This window comes from Yersinia sp. Marseille-Q5920 (assembly GCF_946902935.1).
GTDB lineage: Bacteria > Pseudomonadota > Gammaproteobacteria > Enterobacterales > Enterobacteriaceae > Yersinia > Yersinia rochesterensis.
In genome coordinates this window covers 145,374-166,932 of sequence record NZ_CAMPQA010000003.1, presented here as the reverse complement: position 1 = coordinate 166,932, position 21,559 = coordinate 145,374, and the positions used below count along the sequence as shown (strand labels likewise).

Sequence of the window (21,559 nt, the reverse complement as noted above, 5' to 3'; positions counted from 1 at the left end):
GTTTAATATTTAGCCAGCTTTAGGAGGGGATAACAGCATTTTCGTACCAGAAAAGTTTGTTATAAGTTAATACTAATCGATACTTAATAAACGCCAAAATAGGCTTAATTTAGAGATTATCAGGCTATTTTTCATTTCATTTCCTACACTCATAAAGGGAGTCCAACACGTTCGGATAGTGTGTCGAGGGAATAATGCATCGAGCCACAATCAGAAAGCGAACGATAGGGGGTGGCTTTTGAAGCCCTGGGGGTGTTTGTATCAGCTAGAGTGAGCGATGGCGCACAGGCTCAGGGGAACTGACCTAATGCGGGTAATATCGCTGGGAGGATGATTATGATCAGTACCGTCGCGCTTTTTTGGGCTTTGTGTGTGGTATGTGTGATTAATATGGCGCGTTATTATTCATCATTGCGTGCTTTATTAGTGGTATTACGGGGTTGCGACCCGTTGTTGTATCAGTATGTTGATGGTGGTGGATTTTTTACCTCCCACGGTCAGCCGAGTAAGCAGATTAGATTAGTCGGCTATATCTTCGCTCAACGTTATCTGGACCATCACGATCCGGAGTTTATTCGTCGTTGTGATAGGTTGCGTGGGCAATTTATCCTGACCAGCGCATTATGTGGTTTGGTCGTGGTCAGTCTGGTGGGCTTAATGTTGTGGTATTAGTATGAAATTTTGGCATAAAAATAAGTAAAAAGGCGACCTGAAAAGGCCGCCTTTACTTTACCCAAATTCGAGTATAACTGTTTCGCTGGATTTAGATAAACTTCAACGCTATCCAGTACAAGCCACCGGAAAGAAGAATAGAGATTGGCAAGGTTAATACCCACGCCAACATAATGTTCTTCACCGTCTTACTCTGCACACCACCACCATCCACTAACATGGTGCCGGCAACAGCTGAAGAGAGCACTTGAGTTGTCGATACTGGCATACCGGTATAACTTGCAATACCGATGGAGACCGCTGCAGTCATCTGGGCAGAAACCCCTTGTGCGTAGGTCATGCCTTTCTTACCGATTTTTTCACCGATAGTCACTGCCACACGTCTCCAGCCAACCATGGTACCCAAAGACAGGGCCAGAGCGACGGCAACGATAATCCAGGTGGGTGCATATTCCACAGTTTCTAACAAATCTGTACGCAGATTATTGAGGAAACGGCGGTCTTCAGCACTGGTTTCTGGCAGTTTGGCAACAGTTCCTGCGGTTTCTGCAACACACATCAACAAGCGACGCATTTGGCCACGTTGGTCGACCGTTAGGTCGCTATAGCTTTGCAAATTGGCCAGCAGTGTTTGTGCGCGGTCAATCGCTATCATGGCGCGTGAGTTGTCACAATGGAACTGCGCTGGTGTACCCGGCAATGTATCTGGCTCAGGCACCAAGGGTTTCAGTGCGACGGCATGCGGCAATACCTCAACATGTTGCTGATAATATTGTTGCAGGTTAGTCACTGCATCGCGGGTGCGGGCAATGTCATAACCGGTTGCATTCATATTCACAATAAAGCCTGCCGGAGCCACGCCAATTAATACCAGCATGATCAAGCCGATCCCTTTCTGACCATCGTTAGCGCCGTGAGAGAAACTCACGCCAATAGCCGATATGATCAGTGCTGTACGGGTCCAGAATGGCGGTTTACGTTTACCGTCTTTCTTTTCACGTTCCGCAGGTGTCAGGTGAATACGTTGCTGCTTTTTGGTTCCGTTCCAGTAACGACGTAACAGGAACACCATCAAACCGGCAATAACCAAACCCACAATCGGGGATAAGATTAATGACAGGAAGATTTGAATCATCTTAGGAACGTTCAGCGCATCAACAACAGATGTGCTGGTCATTAATGCATTGGTTAAACCAATACCGATGATTGCACCAATCAGCGTATGCGAACTGGAGGCGGGGATACCGAAATACCACGTGCCCAAATTCCAGATGATCGCCGCCAGCAGCATAGAGAAGACCATCGCCAACCCATGTGCTGAACTGACATTTAACAGCAGATCAGTAGGCAATAAGTGAACAATGGCATAAGCCACGCTCAAACCGCCCAGCATCACGCCGAGGAAGTTAAACACCCCTGCCATCACGACAGCCACCTGTGAACGCATGGCGCGGGTATAAATTACGGTTGCAACCGCATTGGCTGTGTCATGAAAACCATTGATGGCTTCGTAAAACAGCACAAACAACAAAGCAAGAACTAACATTAGGCCGGTATGGAAATCCAGGCCAGCGAAAAGATGCAGCATAAGCGTTACGCCAGTTTGTGGACATGAACGCGGCGCATTATCAGTGACAATGGGGGTGGGGAAAAGGAAAATATGACCTTTTTTTGACATGACCGCATATGAATTCGTCTTTTTGAGCAACATATGCATGTTATATCAGCAGGTTACTTAGTTTTACCGTATGAGACATTTTCTTACTATAGCTTCCTGTCAGCGGGCGACTTACAATCTCCCGCCGCTAATTTATCAGTTGAATGAATAAACAGTATGCGTATTGGCGATAAAGCGAACAATTTTGCAGTGATGATGATTTTACTCAGTGAGGCCCAGTGTGGAACAGTTTGATGTGGTAGTGATAGGCGCAGGTGCTGCGGGCTTATTTTGTGCGGCTCAGGCCGGGCAAGCTGGGTGCCGGGTATTGTTGGTTGATAATGGTAAAAAAGCAGGGCGCAAGATACTGATGTCCGGCGGTGGCCGTTGTAATTTTACCAATATGTTTGTCGAACCCGCAGCCTATCTCTCACAAAACCCTCATTTTTGTAAATCTGCTTTGGCGCGCTACACCCAATGGGATTTCATTGATTTGATGAATCGCTACAATATTGCTTGGCATGAGAAAACACTGGGGCAACTGTTTTGTGATGATTCTGCTCAACAAGTGGTCGAGCTTTTGCTGAAAGAGTGCGAATTGGGGCAAGTTACGATTCGACTACGCAGTGATATTCTGTCAGTTGAAAAAAACGATGCCGGTTTCTTATTGCAGATTAATGATGTGAAAGTGAGCGCTCACTCACTGGTGGTGGCTTCAGGTGGGCTGTCTATGCCGGGATTAGGAGCCTCTCCATTTGGCTATAAACTGGCAGAACAGTTTGGCTTGAAAGTTTTGCCGATGCGCGCGGCTTTGGTCCCATTCACTTTGCATAAGCCTTTGTTGGAGCACTTGCAAACACTTTCCGGTGTTTCAGTACCGGCGGTAGTGACGGCAGAGAATGGTGTCAGTTTCCGTGAGAGCATTTTATTTACCCATCGTGGCCTTTCTGGCCCGGCCATTTTACAACTTTCAAGCTATTGGCAAGCTGGCGAGTATGTGAGCATTAACTTACTTCCTGACACTGACTTAGATACTTTCCTCAATAATGAGCGGCAAGCACACCCCAATCAGACCTTAAAAAATACATTGGCTCAGTTGCTCCCTAAGCGGTTAGTAGAATGTCTCCAGACCTTGGATCAGCTGCCGGATGTCACCTTGAAACAATTAAATGCGCCGCAGCAGGCCGCGTTAGTGGCCAATTTGCAACAATGGCGCGTGCAGCCTAATGGAACGGAAGGTTATCGTACTGCTGAAGTTACAATTGGCGGTGTAGATACTCAAGAACTCTCCTCTAAGACGATGGAGGCCCATAAAGTACCGGGGCTATACTTTATTGGCGAGGTTGTTGATGTCACCGGCTGGTTAGGGGGCTATAACTTCCAATGGGCCTGGAGCTCAGCTTGGGCCTGTGCGCAGGCATTGGCGGCTGTGAAACAGTAAAACATCAATGCTGTGCTCAGCAGCTAATGCTGCTAGAGCAAAAAGGTAGCCAGAAAGCGGGCTGATTTTCAGTTAGCTGATAGAAATCACCATGAGTTATCAACAGTATTCGTGTTATAGAATGATGATGTTCCATTATATTTTAGTGCAGATAAATACAGGGATATTGAAAGTAGTAAAGACATATCCATCACCTTGCTGATAAATTCGGATCCGTAATCCTCTATCTTTAAAAAGATAAAAATCAGGAACTAACGAAACCAACATTCTAGCCTGGTTATCGCTCAACGCTGAATTTTTCGATAACATGATAATCTCATTACCATTACGAGTATAATTAAATAATAACTGTTGCGATATTCTCTGGGTTCTTTCTCCTAATTTACTGAGTTCTCCCACTACGGCGACTTCACCATGATCGCCGTCAAAAGAGTATTTAGCCTGTGCATTGAAGTTTGTTTCGCTAGATATGATGTTGATTCGCCCCAAACAAGAAAAATGGTCTGAATTATAGCGATGAACTACTTTTGCAATAAGGGGAGAAAAGGCGAGCATGGTTAAAAAGACGAACAGGATAAGCGTTTTTTTACCGTTCATTTTTACGCTCTACAATATACAATTTCGTTAAACATGATGAAGTATTGTTCACATTTTTATCACAAATATGGATGAGTGAGCGTGTTCGGAATATATTCATTGCGATGTAGATTACCTGTCCGGGTTGACAATGAATGTCTCTTTTTTGGATAAAATTTAGATACTCGTCACGTGGCCACAAAATAGATGAACTGCTGGCATATACTTTACAATGATTCGTTTCCCCAATTTGCTGATAGTTTGAAAAGAAATCTACATTTTGACTGGTATCTTCATGGAAGTTTAACCAAAGAAAAATAAACAAACTTAATAGGCAGAATATAAGAAAAATCTTGATATATAAAGTAATCCGATTGGAAAAAAAAGGTTCGGGTGGTGGCTGTATTTCTCCATTAATCTTTTCGGGGGTAAGTGTATCAGTCAATGCTTCGTTGGTGATGTGACTTGTTGCATCCTGAGTTGCCTCCGCACTAGATTCAGCGTTTTCTTCACAGGGGTATGTCACTGTACCTGTAAATCGAACCCCTTCCTTCGGAATGGTTTTAATAATGTTGTCTTTAATACCTGAAGTTGCCAACGCCTTACGCAATAGATGTATATTTTGAAAATAAGTGTTGGCATTAGCAAACTGCCCTTTGTTTTCCCACACTTCATAAACAAAATCACTCTGACTGATAACGTTTCCCTTACGTTGCAGTAGCAATAATAAACATCGACTAACAGGCACATTCAAGGAAACGCCAGACCCTTGCTGTCCCATTGGTTCCAATCGATGCTCTTCAGAAAAGAAGCAAACCTGTCCATTAATAATAAATTTAGTGTGCATTTTTAATACCCTGATTAAAAATAGATCATTCTTTTGTGTGTCAATGCTACTTTATTCGTTTAAGTGTAATTCAATATTTTATGACAATAAATATTTTTTCTTAATAATGTAAATTAATACAATAAAAACAATGGCTTAAGTGGGTTTGCCTGACTGGCTTACACTATTGTTTTAACAATCTTTTCAATACGTTGTCGGTAGGGCACTTCTTAAGTAAATAAACATAAATAAAATTAAATAAACAAAGTTAATTATGATAATTCGAGATTGTTCAATAGTATTTATCTCACCCAACAGAACAAGTACGAACATTGTTTATGACAGAAGGATATAGGATAGGTAACACAGTCGAATAAAATATATTGTATCAAAGGTACTGTTTGCTATATCGGCTAATTCTAGGGTTCGCAGAATAGTATTTACATTATAATGACAATAAATTCACTGGAATTTAAATCTGTAAATATGCATTAAAATAACTTTTAATGCTAGCAAAAAAAATAGTGAGTTTTTAAGATGAAAAAACTAATAAAGCATACATAGATGAACATATTAACTGCCATATGAATGTGGGATGTAAAAAAATACTAAAATTTACAATCTGGTAATAAAATACTTTGCTATGTGTAGATGATTGCTTTGAGATTAGGATAACCTATATGATCAACAATCAATCGGCAGTAAAAATAAAATATATGCATTTGAATAAGGCTTTATGATTTATGGAAAACGGACTTTTTGGCTTCATCATTGATAATGATATTCAATTTGATATTGCTAATAAAAGATTAACGAGAATCTCAGCAGTTTATCCTGAGCGCTCAATGATTATGGGTGCCGTTGCTCTCAATGATGTGATGGTTAGATTTTTGAAGTGCTTGTTCACTCGAGTCGCTAAAGGGGAACAGACGGTTTCGAAAGAAATTTTCCTCAAGGAAGTCTGGGAAGACCACAACCTCGTTGCATCTAGCCAACAATTATGGAAAACGATAAGAGAATTAAGATTTAAATTAATCTCAATTGGATTGAACCAGGATTTTATTTTTAATGTTGGAAAGGTGGGTTATGCATTAAAATCCCATGCTATTACACCATTATTTTACCGCCTAATTTTGTAGAAGTTATGAAATTTCCAGTTGGCTGAGATACTTTCCTTACAAGATTCTCGTTTTATCAAAAAATTATACATAATAGTGTTTTTCATCATGCTATTTAGTTGTAACTTTAAGCCAGATAACAATGATGTTATAAAATTGAGAGTTAATTATCATAGCTGGTTAAGTATATATCTATTAGCGCGATGATAACTTTTGAAGTTTACACACATCTATACGCGAGAGTTGTGTGCATGATTTTTAACCCAGTGTATTTTAAATACATACCAATGATATAAATAGATCAAAAAGCAAAACAGGTCTCTGTATTGTTTAAGACTAACTTTATCTTATTTTCACAACGTCAATATATAGAAGGCATTAACATGAAAGTACATAATAAATTTTCAACACTGAAGATGTTACCGTTCAGTTTGTTAGCACTGATTCCGCTGGCGACTTCATCATATGCTGCGGAAGTTGCAGGTGGCACCATTAATTTCAATGGTTCTGTTGTAACCGCAGCCTGCGCTGTGAGCAGCAATAGCGCTAACATCAACGTGGAAATGGGGCAGGTAAGAACTGCTGCATTGAGTGCAGCAGCCAGTGAAGCATCAACGATGAAGAAATTCTCTATTATTTTGGAAGATTGTGACTCCACAGTATCTAAAGATGTTGCAGTGACCTTTAGTGGTACACCAAACAATGATGATCCTACTAGCTTGGCGGTAGGTTCAAATGGTGGAACGGGTACTGCGCAGAATGTAGCTGTTCGTCTTTATAGCGAACTGGGCACGGTCATTAAATTGGGTGAGGCATCCAGCGCTGTGGCCTTACGCGATGGTTTAAATACGCTAATCTTTGGTGCGAAATACTATTCACCTAAAGGTGGAGCTACTGCAGGTGATGCAAGCACTGTTGCTACTTACACCCTGACTTACTCTTAATTGATAGGTCTGGTAAGGATCGCCGGACCTTAAACTTTATTTCAACATTCAGGTATTTATCATGCGTATTCTGACGATATTTATTTTATTGGTCACTTCGTTGTGCACATCTACGGTATATGCCGGAGGTGTTGGGTTAGGTGTAACCCGAATGGTTTATTCAGGTTCAACCTCACAATCTTTATTAGACGTCAGAAATACAAATAAAGAATCATCTTTTCTTATTCAGTCGTGGGTTGAAAATGCTGAAGGGCAACGCTCTAGTGATTTTGTTATCACACCACCTCTATTCGTTCTTAAACCAGAAATAGAAAATTCAGTTAAGGTCATGTTTAATGGCCAACAGTTACCTCAAGACCGTGAAACGCTTTATTGGATAACCGTAAAAGCAATCCCTCAGTCTGGGCAGGAAAGTCATGCTAATACTTTACAGTTTGCCTCGGCGAGTCGTATTAAGTTGTTTTATCGACCAGACGCGCTGACAAAAAAAATCAATAATGAAGTGTGGGGAAGTCTTAGTGGCGAATTTCATAATGGTAAAATAAATATTACTAATCCGACTCCTTTTTATATTACGACTATAAATATGAAAGTGGATGGGAAAGCAGTATCGTCGGTCATGATCCCGCCGAGAGATACAGTGACGCTTGAAGAATCATTCAGCAACGCTCGTCAGCTTAGTTATCAGGCAATCAATGATTATGGTGCTTGGACGCCGAAAATTTCTATAATGTTAACAATGCGTTGAGTTGTTTTTATTATGAAATAATTCAGAATATATAAGAGTGTGCAGAGTGAAAATTAAAATAAATTGCGTTCTGCTATCCCATTTTTTATTGGCGGGCGTAGTTCACGCACAGAATGATATTCATTTTAATCCCGCATTTCTTAATGGCGAAAATGATAGCGTTGCAGATCTATCTTGGGTTAATGATGGTGGTGAATTACCTTCAGGCGTGTATAACGTCAATATCTATGTAAACGAAAGTTACGCATTTACTACAGATGTGAAATTTAACGTTAATCAGAAAAGTAATAATTCCGCACTTGAGCCATGTCTGACATTGGAGCAGATTAAATTAATGCTTATTGATGTGATTCAGGCTAAGGGTGATTTTTCTCTATCCGATGATCAGTGTTATTCTCTGGAGGACTATTTCCCCGACACAAAAGTCTCTTTTGAGCAAAATAAGTTATCTCTTTATTTTAATCTGCCTCAGCGGTATATGTTAAATGTGCCTCGTGACTATATTAATCCCAAAAGTTGGGAGCATGGTATTAATTCTGGTTGGCTGAATTACGTCGTCAATGGGGCTCGTAATGAATATCGTCACGAAAGTCGGGGAATAGACAATCAGATGTTTATTGGCTTGAACAGCGGAATGAATTTTGGCCCGTGGCGATTTCGCGATTATTCAACATGGACAAAAAATACGGATGATGGCTTAACGCATGTTCAAACGTGGGTGCAGCGTGATTTACCCCCATTACAGTCTCAGCTCTATTTGGGTGAAACCAACACCTCCGCACAAATTTTTAACTCTGTGGGGCTCAGAGGTGTGGCAATGAATACCGACGATAATATGCTGCCAGCTAGCCTGAGGGGCTATGCTCCTGAAGTCCGTGGCATTGCTCGCAGTAATGCCACTGTAACTGTACGCCAGAATGGCAATATTATTTATCAGACTTCCGTCTCCCCTGGTGAGTTTATATTAAATGACTTATATCCGACGGCCTCCGGCGGTGATTTATCCGTGACGATCCAAGAGGCCAATGGTACGGAATCGCATTACACAGTTCCATTTGCCAGCGTGCCGAATTTGGTACGTCCGGGGCAATTTAAATATGCTGCTGGGGTCGGGTATTTCCGCTCGAATGAAAACCAGGACTCTCCTTTTATTATGCAAACTGAAGCATTTTGGGGCTGGCAATATGGTTTGACGCTCTACGGTGGCGCTCAGTTTTCAGAAAATTACACCGGCCTGGCGATGGGAATTGGACAAAACGTTGGGCGTTTGGGTGCATATTCAATTGATGTGACTCATGCCCAAAGCCTGCTGGCCGATAGCAATCGTTACAGTGGTGACGCTTTACGTCTGCGTTACAACAAGTTAGTTAATAATTATGGAACCAGGTTTAATCTAAATTCATGGTTCTTCTCCTCTGATGGTTTCTATGAATTAAGTGATACCACCTACAAACGGATGCAAGGTGGAAATGTGGATTTCATAAAGGAGGCTGATGGCTCTATCAGCACTAATTATGAGAATGTCTACAATTTGGCTTTATCCCGTAAATCCAGAAACCAGGTCGTTTTGTCACAAAGTATGGGTGATGCTGGCGCGCTATCACTGTCGTGGGATAAACAAACTTACTGGAAATCAGATAAATCGGCTGAAAGCGCTCAATTTGCATGGAATAACACATTTGGTCGAGTTTCCTACGGGGTTAGCTACCAGCGTAGCACCAGCCTGTATGACAGGAAAAAAGATAATATTTTCGCTTTTTCGTTCTCATTGCCATTAGGCGATCCTGCGCTGTCCACTCGTGCCAATTATGCGCTGACGAACTCTGATTCATCAGGTTCTATTAACAATATAGGTCTTAATGGCTACGTGCCAGGGCAGGAAAATTTATTTTATAGCGCCAGCCAGCGTTACAGTGCCCAGCAACAGTCTGGTGGTGATCTTGCCCTTCGTTACCAAGGGGCAAGGGGTGACTACAACCTTGGCTACGGCTATTCGAAGAACGCTCGTAGCCTAAGTTACGGTATGAGTGGCGGTGTAGTGTTGCATGAAGATGGCCTGACATTCAGCCAGCCATTGGGCAACACCAACATTCTGATTAAAGCTGAGGGAGCAAGTGATGTTGCCATCCGTAGCCACCGAGGTGTTAGAACCGACAGTCGCGGCTATGCAGTTATCCCCTATGCGACCCCTTACCGTATGAACCGGGTAGAAATGGACGTTACGACGGCAGGGGATAGTGTTGAGCTGGACAATACAATGGTGAGTAAAACACCGACCGAAGGTGCCCTGGTAAGAGCAACAATCTCGACCAAGGTTGGCATGAAAGCGATGTTCTTTATTCGCCATAAAAACGGCGTTCTTCCATTTGGGACGATTGTCTCGCTGAATGACAAAAGCACTAACAGCGGTATCGTTGGTGATGAAGGGAGCCTTTATTTATCCGGGCTACCTCAGCAAGGACTGCTACGGGCGGTATGGGGAACAGGCAATGATAAAACCTGCACCGCACGTTTCAAATTGGATAAAAAATATCATAACCCTAATACGGGTCTCTATTCGCAGGAGTTGGTATGTCAATAATTTTAAGGCAGTCATTACTGACAATACTGGCACTTTCATTTTTACCCGCGCCGGTGCTGGCCTACGATGTGCTGGTCTCAGTGACGGGAAAACTGATTGGCAACACCTGTACAGTTTCGACTGATTCGACAATGCAGACTGTTCCTTTAGGAAATATCGGCACACAACAATTCGGTGCTGGGCACGGGATCAGCAATATTAAAACCCCCTTTTTCATCAATCTGGAAGAGTGTGGGCCGACATTTACCGGAGTCAAAGTTCGCTTTGTCGGTACGCCGGATGGCTCTGGGGCCGATCTGATTAAAATTGATGACGGTGGTGCTACGGGCGTTGCTGTTGAGTTATTGAATAAAGCTGAAAAGCCTCTGGCGCTAAATATGCAAACAGAAGTTTTGGGAACACCTGGCGCGGAGAATGTTCAGATGAAATTTTACGCCCGCCTTACTGCAACCGGCTCTCCGGTCAGCCCCGGCCCTGTATCGGCCATAGCCACTTGGGTATTGGAGTATCAATGATACGATTATTTGTCACTATTATTTTTGTGCTTTGCTGCGCAAGTAAGGCTTATGCTTTGGACTGGAAATCAAATATTACGTTATCGCCCCAGCCGATGAATTATGTCGGCCCTGCTGATTCAGTGAGGCCCGGTAATATTATCGGTTCCACTTGGAGTGCTACTGTATCAGTGCAGCAAGTATTTTGGTGCGGCTATATCTTCCATTGCAATAAAAGCACGATGATGCCGGGCAGCGGTGCAATCCCAACAGGTATGTCGGTAAATGTCGATGGCGTTAATTACGCTATTTTTGAAACCGGGGTGGCTGGCGTGGGTTTTATTATTGGGCTGAAAGATTTCAATAGCTCCGTCTATATACCGCTACTGGATGGAGAGACTCAGACATATAGCGGCTCCAGTCCGGATTTGGGCTGGTCGGCGAAAGTGACGTTTATCAAAACGGGTCATACACTCTCATCCGGTGTGTACCAGACAAGTTCTATTGATGCCGCAGTGCTGACGGCTTACAACAATGAGGTGAAAACTGCGCGAGTGATCATCAACCCTGTCAGTATCACTGTGCAAGCATCAGGGTGTACTGTTAACACCAAGGCTGCAAATGTGGATCTTGGGGTGATTGATGTCCGCACACTACCTTCGGTTGGTAGCACATCTGCTTTTGGTCATTTCGATATTGCCCTGAGTTGTGATGAAAATATTGCCGTTAACGCAGTGATGACAGATCAAGCTAAACCGGCAAACAGCTCCTCTGTGGTGTCATTAACCAGTAACTCAACTGCCGCTGGTGTCGGTGTGGAGTTTTTCTATAACGGTAATGGCCCGCTGATGTTAGGCCCGGACAGTTCGGCTTCTGGAACGCTCAATCAATTTTTTGTTCAAAGCACGGGTCAGGCACAAACACTGACACTGCCTTTCCAGGCGCGTTATATCCGCACGGGGAATTTACAACCGGGCACTGCAAATGCGCTTGCCAGCATAACATTCTCTTATCAATAGATAAGTATTAAACAGTAGTCCAAAAGGAGCCTGAACCGAGTGGTTGAGGCTTCTAAATATTAGCGTGCAAACTTTATCTTAACGAGTGTTCAGACTTTTTTCGCCTCACACGGCGGCTCATGGTTAATAAAATCATTCGGTTAGATTTTTTGGCTAAATTTAAACCATATTAAATGCAGTGGAAGCCTTATGGGGAGAGCTAGAAAACTTGAAGTTCTCGGGAATAATAATGAGCTATAAAAAAAGTAGACTAAATGACAAGCTACTCAATATAATCATATTATTCATACGCCAATGTTATATAAGGAGGATTGCCATGTTGACCCGTGAAATGTTTTTAATTTCGCTTGTCCTTAGCGATCGTCATAGCTCAAGCATTACCGGTATCGTGCTGCGATAACCTGCTTGAGCGAAGCTAACTAACAATCTGAGAACTTCCCTCCGGCTTACCGGTTATCGTCAGCAATTTTCGACGATAGGCATATTTATGCCTGAAAATCTGGATAAGCATCATGAGCACATTACTTTCCGCACAATCTGTCTGCTACGACAACACCTTCGGCCCATTGCTGGTTGAGATCTCCTTTAGCCTGAAAAAAGGCGATCGCATTGGTCTAATTGGCCATAACGGCTGTGGCAAAAGCACCCTGCTGAAAATCCTCAGCGGCGCACTTTCTGAGACCTCCGGCACCATCACCACCGCCAACCAATGTCTGATGGCAATGGTGGAACAACATCTGCCCTCTGCATTGAACGATGCCACTCTGATAGACGCGGTACTCAATCATCTGCCGGACAGCCTGCACCAACCTGAGCGCTGGCAAGCTGAAGTGCTGCTCGGCACACTGGGTTTTGATGAAAACGCATGGTCATTGACTGCTGGAACCCTGAGTGGCGGGCAGCATACGCGTCTGTTATTGGCGCGGGCGCTGATCCGCCAACCGGATTTACTGCTGTTGGATGAACCCAGTAACCATCTGGATTTACCGACTCTGCTCTGGCTTGAACAGTTTCTGCAAAACTGGGGCGGCAGCTTTGTGTTGGTGTCACATGACCGCAGCCTGCTGGATTGCGTAACCAACAGCACCTGGATCCTGCGCGATAAAACTCTACAATTTATTCGTCTGCCCTGCATACAAGCTCGACAAGCGCTGGAGGAGAAAGATATCGCCGATGCCCATCGCCATCAAGCTGAACAAAAGGAGATCGACCGCGTAGCGAAAAGCGCCAAACGGCTGGCTATCTGGGGCAGCGTGTATGACAACGAAAAGTTGGCACGTAAAGCCAAACAGATGGAGAAACAGGTCGACCGGATGAAGGAAGATCAAACCTTGCTGACGGCTGGTAATCAGTGGCAATTGCGGCTTAATGGCGAAGCATTGCCCGCTGACCGCGTGCTGGCGCTGTCTGATTTGCAGGTGCGCCCTGCGCCGGATGCGCTTGTCTTATTCGAACTGGGTGAAGTCAGGGTAAAAAGCGGTGACCGTATCGCGCTGATTGGGCGCAATGGTTGCGGTAAGTCTTCGTTATTACACAGTTTATGGCAAGCATTCAACCAACCAGATACCGCCGATGTGGGCATGGTTTTCCATCCCAAAGTACATATAGGTTATTACGATCAAAGCCTACATCAATTACATGATGATGATTCGCTCAGTGACGCGCTAGCACCTTTCGCACCATTGACAGAAGATCAGCGAAAAATGGCGCTGATCGGCGCAGGTTTCCCTTATCTGCGACATCAGCAAAAGGTCAGCACCCTCAGCGGTGGTGAACGTTCGCGGCTGCTGTTTATCGGCCTGACACTAGCAAACTATTCGTTGCTGCTACTGGATGAGCCGACCAACCACCTTGATATGGAGGGTAAGGAGGAACTTGCGGAAACGCTAAAAACGTTCAGTGGCGCGGTATTATTAGTGTCCCATGACCGCACATTAATTGAGCAAAGTTGTAATCGCTTCTGGTTAATTCACCAACAACGGCTTGAGGAGTGGCACGACCTGGCTCCGGTTTACGACATTCTGGCCGATAAATCGTTTATGGCACCGAGTCCGATTTCAGCCATTATAACTGAGGCCATTACCGCACCAATGGAGAGTGAGGAGGAATGCCTGCTGGCAACCTTACTGGAACTGGAAGCTAAATTGGCCGAGGATTTGGCGCGTAAACCTAAACACCAAAAAATTACATTACAACGTGAGTGGCGGCAACAAATCGACCAGCTTAATAGTTTGCTAGATTTGGGGTGAGGGCCAATCGGGCTAAAAATGGATCCCCGCGTTTTCAGCTCTCGTGGCCGGGAAAAACCGCCGAAAAGCTAACCGCGGTTGGTTAAGCCAAAATGTTCACTTGAGCCATCCTGCGGATGTATGACAATCAGCCTCATTATTTCTTGATGGGGCTTTTCATGCTTTCAACTTGGCGGAACGATACCGGTTCCGCATATTAGTTTTGTAGGCAGGCAATACTTTGATGAATTTCTCTTTCAATATCAGCCTCTGACCAAGTATTCAATTGTGATGAGAATGGTTCAAAAGCATATATTCCCTGATAACCCAGTCGTTCCAAGTTAGCCACTTGCTGCTTACTGTTCAGTTTATCCTGTTCACTCAGCATAATTCTGTTTTCATCAGTCAGTGCGGACTTTAACCGCATTTCTTCGACGCCGGAAAGATGCACTAGCCCGATAGTATTGATATCGATATGTGCATCGAACTCGGCCTGTGCAACATCGCTCAGATAGTAGTGAAAAGTATCCAACACCATTTTATAGGGCGCGGCTGACTTGCGAATAATAGATTGTGTTAGCAGGTGGGAACGTAATGAACTGATTTCAAAGCCTAAAGGTTCTACCAGCCCGGTTACTTGATATTTTTTAAATAGCGGGGCTAACAGCACTAAAGCATCTAGTGTGTCTTGTTCTTTTTGCTCGGCTGAACGGCGGTCATTGGTGCTACAGTTTGGGCATAAAATAACCCCACGGCAGTTAATCGCTTTTGCTTGTTTTAGCATGTTTTCTGCTTCTTTCAGCAGTGCTGGACGGTGTTCTGGCAGATTAAAATATTGCAACGCATTGATAGTAATAATGTCGATTCCATATTCATCAGCCAGAGTATTGAGTTGCGCTGAACTCAACTCATCCGTCACTTTCCCGCCCAGCATATCATTGCGTAATTCAACTTTATTTAACCCACATTTTTTAACTAAACAAAAAAAGCTTTCGATACTTAAGTTTGGGGCAATTTTGCGATTAATACAGAAACGATCTTGTGCAATAGGCATAGCTTTGCTCCTGCAATGATAGCCCGACGGCCAAACTGCCGATAAATACAGCCGATAACGACATTGGAGACTGCCAACCTGTCTCCAGCGGACGAAGATTAAAGTCACTTGCATACTGTTCAGCATGAAAACATTTATTTCATTTAACTTAAATAACGAAAAATTAATTTTTCGATCTAGCTCAAATATTAAGCTGAAAAATGTCGAATAGAAATCATTTAATGTGAGGTGTTGCCAAGTTAACATACATATTTTTTCTACATTGGCAGTTTTTATTAGTATAAAAAGTGAGATATTGCAGATGGATGGGGTATTGCGTTGATGCTCTGAGGATTTTGATAGTGACACGAACTCTTTGCAGGAACTTGCGATGCATCGCACAAAATAAAATTTTCAAAGAAAGTTATTTGAAACTTTTTTTTCAATAGCATAGAGTCTGCATATCGGCTGGCTTTTCGTCTTTCCGGCGGTTGGTCGCCTTGTGGGTTATATTGGCTTTATCCAAGATAACTCTTACTGATTAAGCGCATGGTTCGTTAGGTGTCTGGCATATAGCCATTTTCAATGACCCTTGCGATAGCCGCTATTTAAGAAGAGGGTGAGACATGAAAATCGTGAGTAACTTTATCGGCGGGAAGAATTCTTTGAGTTCCAGTAATCAGACTGTCGATATTCATAACCCAGCCACCGGCAAGGTTGAAAGTCAGGTTACACAAAGCACTGCTGAAGAAGTTCATCAGGCTATTGGCGTTGCTCATCAGGCTTTTGTCGATTGGTCACGAACTCCCCCTTTGCGCCGCGCTCGCATCATGTTCAATTTTAAAACATTAATTGAACAACACCGTGATGAATTGGCTGAGTTGATTGTTCGTGAGCACGGCAAGGTCTATTCAGATGCGTTGGGCGAAATCACTCGCGGTCTGGAGGTGGTCGAATTCGCCTGTGGTATCCCTCATTTATTGAAAGGCGAATATTCCGCAGATGTGGGCACCGGGGTTGATAGTTTCTCGATGATGCAACCTTTGGGCGTTGTGGCCGGGATAACCCCATTTAATTTTCCTGCGATGGTTCCAATGTGGATGTTCCCCATTGCATTGACGTGTGGTAATACCTTTATTCTGAAACCCCCTGCGCTCGATCCTTCAGCATCGGTTCGTTTAGCTGAATTGCTGACAGAGGCGGGCTTACCTGATGGCGTATTCAATGTTATTCACTGTTCAAATGAAAATGCTGCGCAACTCTGCACCGACTCACGAATTCAAGCTGTAAGTTTTGTGGGTTCCTCTACTGTTGCTGAACATATTTACACCACTGCCAGTGCACAGGGTAAGCGCGTACAGGCTTTTGGTGCTGCAAAAAATCAAGCGATTATCATGCCAGATGCTGATTTGGATGCGACAGTTAATGCATTGATGGGTGGTGCATTTGGGTCTGCCGGTGAGCGTTGTATGGCGTTGCCTATTGCCGTTGTCGTCGGTGATAGCACGGCGGATAAGCTCATTGAAAAGTTAAAACCACTTATTGCTCGTTTGCGTGTCGGCCCAGGTTTACAGCAAGGTGGGGAAGAAAATGAAATGGGGCCGTTGATTTCAGCAGCCCATCAGAAAAAAGTTCTTGGTTATATTGAGCAAGGTGTTAAAGAAGGCGCGACATTAGTCACAGATGGTCGCAACTATAATGTCACTGGCTATGAGCAAGGATATTATGTTGGCGGCACGCTGTTTGATTATGTCACTCCGGATATGAAAATTTATCGGGAAGAAATCTTTGGCCCAGTGTTGGGGATTGTCAGAGTTCCTGATTACCAAACCGCAATTAATACTGTAAATAGCCATGAATTTGGTAATGGGAGTGCGATATTTACCAGTAGTGGTCATTATGCACGACAGTTCGTACATGAAGTCCAGGCAGGGATGGTTGGCGTTAATGTCCCGGTTCCTGTGCCGATGGCATTTCACAGTTTTGGTGGTTGGAAGCGCTCTGTATTCGGTGCATTAAATGTTCATGGCACTGATGGTGTGCGTTTTTACACCCGTATGAAAACAACCACGGCCCGTTGGCCAACCGGCCAGCAAACTGTTTCCGAATACAGTATGCCAACACTGGGTTAATGCTGCTTGAGAGTGTTCGTTAGAGTAATTTCATGTTGCCAACAGGGGAGTCATCATGTCGACACTACTTGCCAAATGTCAGCTACCGGATGTGGATGGGCGTATTCAGCATATTTCTCCAGAGAACGCGGGCTGGCGTTTTGTCGGGTTTGATGTCTATCACTTGACGGCTGGAAAGACGTTGGTTCTAGACAGTGCTGATAATGAACTTTGCCTGGTATTGGTTGCTGGAATTGCCTCGGTATCAACACGCCGGGCTGAATATCCGCACATTGGCAAACGCATGAGTCCATTCGAACGAACACCGCCTTATTCTGTTTATGTTCCACATCATGAGCATGTGAAAGTTGTGGCAGAGACCGACTTGGAATTGGCTGTTTGCCGCGCCCCCGGTAATGGTTATTTACCTTCCCGGCTGATTACACCGGCGGATGTGGGTGTGGAACGGCGAGGTAAGGGGCGTAACCAGCGGTTAGTACATAATATTTTACCTGACAACCAACCCGCCGATAGCTTGCTGGTGGTTGAGGTTTATACTGATGAAGGGAATACCAGTTCATACCCAAGCCATAAACATGACCAGGAAAATGTTACAGATGAAACCTATTTGGAGGAAACCTATTATCACCGGCTGAGTCCAGAACAAGGTTTTTGCCTGCAGCGAGTGTATACCGACGATCGTTCACTGGATGAATGTATGCCAGTCTATAACCGGGATGTCGTGAAAGTACCAAAGGGCTACCACCCCGTGGCAACATTGGCAGGTTATAACAGCTATTATTTGAATGTCATGGCAGGGCCGGTACGGCTATGGAAGTTTACCTGGGAAAAAGATCATGCGTGGATCAATAGTGATCAATATCCGACAGGAAAAAGCTAAAGTGCTTTTGTTAAAAACGAATTGATGGGTAGGTGGGATTCTACCCATTCTATTGATCTGCCAAAGTTTACACTTGGTTTGTAGTTTATTGATAATACTGATTTATAGATTATTCTTTTGCGTTGTTCAGTGCTAATGAAACCGCTAAAGTTTGCGCCAGACACATAGAAGCAACTTGTGAGCGGAATCCATCGACTTGTGCTTCTCGCACCACAAAACACACATCACTGAAAGCCGCTAATGGGCTGACTTGGCTGTCAGTAATTGCAATCTGTTGAGCACCACTTTTCGCACCCAATTCGACCAGTTCTAATGCTTCTTGTGCATAGGGTGAATAGCTAATGGCAATAACTACGTCTTTGGGTTTCACCATACTCAATTGTTCAGCGAACATCCCCCCTAGCCCATCAATTAGAAAAGCTCGGCGTTCCAAATGACGTAATGCATAGGTCAGGTATGAGGCAACGCTGAAAGAGCGCCGCAAACCAATCACATAGATATTTTCAGCGTTGTTCAATAGCTCAACTGCTTTATCCAACTGTTCTGCGCTGGTTTGCACTGCAAGTTGTTGTAGGGCTTGTGCATTGACCATCGTAAATACATTCAGTATTTCAGCAGGTTTTTCTGGTGCTGTATTGCCATCAGTTGAGGTTTGACGGAATAACCGTGCGCGCTCGGTATAGTTAACGGTTTCTTCCATCAGATGTTGACGGAATACCTGTTTCATTTCATTAAACCCACTGAAACCAAAGGCATTTGCAAACCGAATTAATGTTGATGGAGGCACACTAGCTTGGGCCGCAATGGAAGCAACTGTATCAAATGCAATGCTGTTACTGTTATCCAAGATATAACGGGCAACTTGTTTTAAACGTTTGCTTAACGTCTCATAACGATGACGAATCTGGTCTTGTAACAATGATAGTTGAGTAGGGTTATTCATCCATTCGGCCCACGGCAGAGGAAAATTCAGGGGTTATCTGTCAGGCATTCTAACAGATGGTTGGAAAATTTCATTTGCTGATATCCGCATTTACTTTTATTTCATCGCGAATTCAAACTGTTCACGAAGCCATAATAAAGGAAACGGCTATAAGCAAAAGGTATTACTTTATCAAGTTTGACAAAAATCAGGATTTTTTCAGGCTAATAAGGAATAAATCGTGCAGATGGCAGCACAATGGCGCTGACGTTTTTCACATCAGCGCCAGTAAAGCTGTATTAAATTCAGATGACAGGCCGATAGTCTCGCCAATAACCTATCAGCGTTTGATAATTTTGTTTCACTTGCGCGATCAACTCTGCATCATTTAACTCACCTTGTAGCCAATGGCGAGATGCTTGACCGAAGATGGTGCGGCCAACAGCAAAACCTTTAACCCAAGGAGCTTGAGCCGCTGCGGCAAAACCCGCTTTTAATATAGCTTCTGAAGAGTCTAACCCAAGAATCAATACACCTCGGCAATAGGGGTCTTGAGTTTCAATCAAATTACCTACGTGTTGCCAATTTTCTGCGCTTAGTGGTGGTAGTTTCCACCAATCTGGTTGAATACCTAGCGCATAGAAATGTGCCATAGTTTCAATGTAATAACGTTCATCTTTGTCTTTATTATCTTCAGGTAAAATGACTTCCAACAGCAATTCATGCCCTGATTTACAGCATCCACGGTAAACATCCAGAATCAACTCATCCTGTTGCTGGCGTAGCTCTATGCTGTCTTTAGGATGATAAAAAATCAGGCACTTCACAACATGTTCCAGCGGCCAATCAATAAGTTGGGAGCCAATGTTGCCGTGTTCCAGACGTAATGGCCTTGAGCTGGGTTGCTCAATCGGGCGACCTATCCACCACCCTTGGCCAGTAATAGTGTTAAGTGCTTCCTGGCCATAAGTTGTATCTGCCAAAATGCCGCTCTTCTGTGTTAGCTCAGATTCTTGAGCAGCTTGCTGCGCAGCTTGGAGCAATAATGTCTTGAGCTGGGGGATACGTTCTTCACTAACCCCCGCCTCGCGAGCCATATCAACCAGTTGTTTGCGGTGATCAAAAGCGAAGACACAAAGTTCCGGCCATTGCTGTTTACGGCTAGTCACCCGGTGCAAGTGGTTAAGATGGGCATCACGATCTGGGCGTAGAATAGAGCGTTCACGGCTGAGGTAATTATCTAATTCTATTTTGGTTGGCATAGCAGGCGCACAGCCATGACGGGAAACAACCAGTGCACCGCAGGCATTGGCGTAACGGCAAGCTTGTTCCCAGCTCTCGTCATTAAGATAACCGCGCAGTAAGCCAGACATAAAGGCATCACCAGCTCCCAATACATTGAGAACTTCAACGCGAACACCCGAATGGAGTTTGACCCATTCCCAACGGGTGGGAATTCCCCCTTCGAACACTGAACAACCTTGTGCTCCGCGTTTACAGACCAGCGTCGCTTGGGTTGCTTTACGCACATTTTGTAGCGCTATCAGAGTATCTGTACTGCCACCGGCAATATGGAACTCTTCTTCCGTGCCGACAATTAAATTGAAATGGTGTAGGACTTCCTGTAATTGCTGAGTCACTTTTTCCGACTCAATGAAACGTGTTTCACCATCGCCAAGTGAGGTCAGACCCCATAATACTGGGCGATAATCAATATCCAAAGCGGTTCGTAGCCCATGTTTATGTGCATATTCCAATGCTTTCAGTACGGCATCGCGTGTATTGGGGTGCGAAAGATGTGTGCCAGTGATAGCCAATGCTCGGGATGATGCAATATAAGACTCGTCTATATCATCTTGCGTGAGGGCCATATCCGCACAGTTTTCACGGTAAAAGATCAGTGGGAAAGTCTCTTGATCTTTAATCCCTAGAATAACCAATGCGGTTAGACGCTGTTTGTCAGTAATAAGAAAACGGGTATCAGCACCAACACGTTGTAATTCCTCGCGCAGGAAGCGGCCCATATGTTCATCACCTACACGTGCCAGCATCCCTGAATTCAAACCTTGGATTGCCGTGCCGTAGGCAACATTACCTGATGAACCGCCTAAATATTTGGCAAATGTACTGGTATCTTCCAGTCGGGAACCAATCTGTTGTCCATAAAAATCGACGGCAATTCGCCCGATACATATGACATCCAGCACTTTGTGTTGTGTACCCATCCCCATTTCCTTCTTTTAAAACCCCGACAATGTCCAATGAAATGAACTGTAATGACGTTTCTG

The 21,559-nt window shown here is 44.0% G+C and carries 17 protein-coding genes; 11 read left to right on the top strand and 6 right to left on the bottom strand.

The annotated features are described in order from the left end of the window. The first annotated feature begins 336 nt into the window (after nucleotides 1-336). Nucleotides 337-672: a universal stress protein UspB gene (uspB, locus tag OVO64_RS06030; RefSeq protein WP_038639924.1), complete on the top strand. Its 336-nt coding sequence runs from the start codon at nucleotides 337-339 to the stop codon at nucleotides 670-672. 91 nt (nucleotides 673-763) lie between these two features. On the opposite strand, the gene pitA is transcribed toward uspB, so the two are convergent. Further along, complete coding sequence (pitA, locus tag OVO64_RS06025) at nucleotides 764-2,260, bottom strand: inorganic phosphate transporter PitA (protein ID WP_038639922.1); 1,497 nt, start codon at nucleotides 2,258-2,260, stop codon at nucleotides 764-766. A 310-nt stretch (nucleotides 2,261-2,570) separates the two neighbouring features. On the opposite strand from pitA, the gene OVO64_RS06020 reads away from it, so the two are divergent. Continuing rightward, nucleotides 2,571-3,770 carry an NAD(P)/FAD-dependent oxidoreductase gene (locus OVO64_RS06020; RefSeq protein ID WP_038637416.1) on the top strand — a complete coding sequence of 400 codons (1,200 nt, stop codon included), beginning with the start codon at nucleotides 2,571-2,573 and terminating at the stop codon, nucleotides 3,768-3,770. A 135-nt stretch (nucleotides 3,771-3,905) separates the two neighbouring features. Here the strand turns inward: OVO64_RS06020 and OVO64_RS06015 are convergent, their stop codons facing one another. Together OVO64_RS06015 and OVO64_RS06010 are read right to left on the bottom strand one after the other, a co-directional pair. Next, a complete protein-coding gene (locus OVO64_RS06015; RefSeq protein WP_038637412.1) occupies nucleotides 3,906-4,367 on the bottom strand; it encodes a hypothetical protein in 462 nt (153 codons plus the stop codon). Beyond that, entirely contained in the window at nucleotides 4,357-5,193 is an 837-nt protein-coding gene (locus tag OVO64_RS06010) for a winged helix-turn-helix domain-containing protein (protein WP_050291860.1), read from the bottom strand. The genes OVO64_RS06015 and OVO64_RS06010 overlap by 11 nt, the downstream gene beginning before the upstream one ends. A gap of 722 nt (nucleotides 5,194-5,915) precedes the next feature. On the opposite strand from OVO64_RS06010, the gene OVO64_RS06005 reads away from it, so the two are divergent. From OVO64_RS06005 to OVO64_RS05975, 7 genes are all read left to right on the top strand, one after another. Then, nucleotides 5,916-6,311, top strand: a complete 396-nt coding sequence (locus tag OVO64_RS06005) for a winged helix-turn-helix domain-containing protein (protein WP_038637405.1) — start codon at nucleotides 5,916-5,918, stop codon at nucleotides 6,309-6,311. Between the two features lie 362 nt (nucleotides 6,312-6,673). After that, a complete protein-coding gene (locus OVO64_RS06000) occupies nucleotides 6,674-7,234 on the top strand; it encodes a fimbrial protein (RefSeq protein WP_038637401.1) in 561 nt (186 codons plus the stop codon). Between the two features lie 61 nt (nucleotides 7,235-7,295). Next, nucleotides 7,296-7,982 carry a molecular chaperone gene (locus tag OVO64_RS05995; RefSeq protein WP_050291856.1) on the top strand — a complete coding sequence of 229 codons (687 nt, stop codon included), beginning with the start codon at nucleotides 7,296-7,298 and terminating at the stop codon, nucleotides 7,980-7,982. Nucleotides 7,983-8,028: 46 nt separating this feature from the next. Continuing rightward, entirely contained in the window at nucleotides 8,029-10,563 is a 2,535-nt protein-coding gene (locus OVO64_RS05990) for a fimbria/pilus outer membrane usher protein (RefSeq protein ID WP_038637398.1), read from the top strand. Further along, entirely contained in the window at nucleotides 10,554-11,078 is a 525-nt protein-coding gene (locus tag OVO64_RS05985) for a fimbrial protein (protein ID WP_038637394.1), read from the top strand. Before OVO64_RS05990 ends, OVO64_RS05985 begins: the two co-directional genes overlap by 10 nt. Next, nucleotides 11,075-12,076 (top strand): fimbrial protein, encoded by a 1,002-nt coding sequence (locus OVO64_RS05980; protein ID WP_038637392.1) that lies wholly within the window; start codon nucleotides 11,075-11,077, stop codon nucleotides 12,074-12,076. The genes OVO64_RS05985 and OVO64_RS05980 overlap by 4 nt, the downstream gene beginning before the upstream one ends. Nucleotides 12,077-12,588: 512 nt before the next feature. Then, nucleotides 12,589-14,325 (top strand): ABC-F family ATP-binding cassette domain-containing protein, encoded by a 1,737-nt coding sequence (locus tag OVO64_RS05975; protein ID WP_050291850.1) that lies wholly within the window; start codon nucleotides 12,589-12,591, stop codon nucleotides 14,323-14,325. Nucleotides 14,326-14,521: 196 nt separating this feature from the next. Here OVO64_RS05975 and OVO64_RS05970 read toward each other — a convergent pair whose 3' ends face one another. Then, entirely contained in the window at nucleotides 14,522-15,358 is an 837-nt protein-coding gene (locus tag OVO64_RS05970) for a TIM barrel protein (protein WP_050291849.1), read from the bottom strand. 605 nt (nucleotides 15,359-15,963) lie between these two features. On the opposite strand from OVO64_RS05970, the gene OVO64_RS05965 reads away from it, so the two are divergent. Both OVO64_RS05965 and iolB read left to right on the top strand, forming a co-directional pair. Further along, complete coding sequence (locus OVO64_RS05965) at nucleotides 15,964-17,469, top strand: CoA-acylating methylmalonate-semialdehyde dehydrogenase (protein ID WP_038637387.1); 1,506 nt, start codon at nucleotides 15,964-15,966, stop codon at nucleotides 17,467-17,469. 55 nt (nucleotides 17,470-17,524) lie between these two features. Continuing rightward, a complete protein-coding gene (gene iolB, locus OVO64_RS05960) occupies nucleotides 17,525-18,349 on the top strand; it encodes a 5-deoxy-glucuronate isomerase (RefSeq protein ID WP_038637384.1) in 825 nt (274 codons plus the stop codon). A 109-nt stretch (nucleotides 18,350-18,458) separates the two neighbouring features. Here the strand turns inward: iolB and OVO64_RS05955 are convergent, their stop codons facing one another. Together OVO64_RS05955 and OVO64_RS05950 are read right to left on the bottom strand one after the other, a co-directional pair. Beyond that, nucleotides 18,459-19,292, bottom strand: a complete 834-nt coding sequence (locus OVO64_RS05955; RefSeq protein WP_004388956.1) for a MurR/RpiR family transcriptional regulator — start codon at nucleotides 19,290-19,292, stop codon at nucleotides 18,459-18,461. A gap of 284 nt (nucleotides 19,293-19,576) precedes the next feature. Then, the gene (locus OVO64_RS05950; RefSeq protein ID WP_162928762.1) at nucleotides 19,577-21,496 is read right to left on the bottom strand and encodes a bifunctional 5-dehydro-2-deoxygluconokinase/5-dehydro-2-deoxyphosphogluconate aldolase; all 1,920 of its coding nucleotides are present in this window, start codon (nucleotides 21,494-21,496) and stop codon (nucleotides 19,577-19,579) included. Nucleotides 21,497-21,559 lie beyond the last annotated feature (63 nt).

Bases quoted from the DNA above. Each gene is read 5' to 3' on its own strand.
- uspB (WP_038639924.1), top strand. From the start codon at position 337: ATGATCAGTACCGTCGCGCTTTTTTGGGCTTTGTGTGTGGTATGTGTG.
- pitA (WP_038639922.1), bottom strand. From the start codon at position 2,260: ATGCTGCATCTTTTCGCTGGCCTGGATTTCCATACCGGCCTAATGTTA.
- OVO64_RS06015 (WP_038637412.1), bottom strand. From the start codon at position 4,367: ATGAACGGTAAAAAAACGCTTATCCTGTTCGTCTTTTTAACCATGCTC.
- OVO64_RS06010 (WP_050291860.1), bottom strand. From the start codon at position 5,193: ATGCACACTAAATTTATTATTAATGGACAGGTTTGCTTCTTTTCTGAA.
- OVO64_RS06005 (WP_038637405.1), top strand. From the start codon at position 5,916: ATGGAAAACGGACTTTTTGGCTTCATCATTGATAATGATATTCAATTT.
- OVO64_RS06000 (WP_038637401.1), top strand. From the start codon at position 6,674: ATGAAAGTACATAATAAATTTTCAACACTGAAGATGTTACCGTTCAGT.
- OVO64_RS05995 (WP_050291856.1), top strand. From the start codon at position 7,296: ATGCGTATTCTGACGATATTTATTTTATTGGTCACTTCGTTGTGCACA.
- OVO64_RS05985 (WP_038637394.1), top strand. From the start codon at position 10,554: ATGTCAATAATTTTAAGGCAGTCATTACTGACAATACTGGCACTTTCA.
- OVO64_RS05980 (WP_038637392.1), top strand. From the start codon at position 11,075: ATGATACGATTATTTGTCACTATTATTTTTGTGCTTTGCTGCGCAAGT.
- OVO64_RS05975 (WP_050291850.1), top strand. From the start codon at position 12,589: ATGAGCACATTACTTTCCGCACAATCTGTCTGCTACGACAACACCTTC.
- OVO64_RS05970 (WP_050291849.1), bottom strand. From the start codon at position 15,358: ATGCCTATTGCACAAGATCGTTTCTGTATTAATCGCAAAATTGCCCCA.
- OVO64_RS05965 (WP_038637387.1), top strand. From the start codon at position 15,964: ATGAAAATCGTGAGTAACTTTATCGGCGGGAAGAATTCTTTGAGTTCC.
- iolB (WP_038637384.1), top strand. From the start codon at position 17,525: ATGTCGACACTACTTGCCAAATGTCAGCTACCGGATGTGGATGGGCGT.
- OVO64_RS05955 (WP_004388956.1), bottom strand. From the start codon at position 19,292: ATGAATAACCCTACTCAACTATCATTGTTACAAGACCAGATTCGTCAT.
- OVO64_RS05950 (WP_162928762.1), bottom strand. From the start codon at position 21,496: ATGGGTACACAACACAAAGTGCTGGATGTCATATGTATCGGGCGAATT.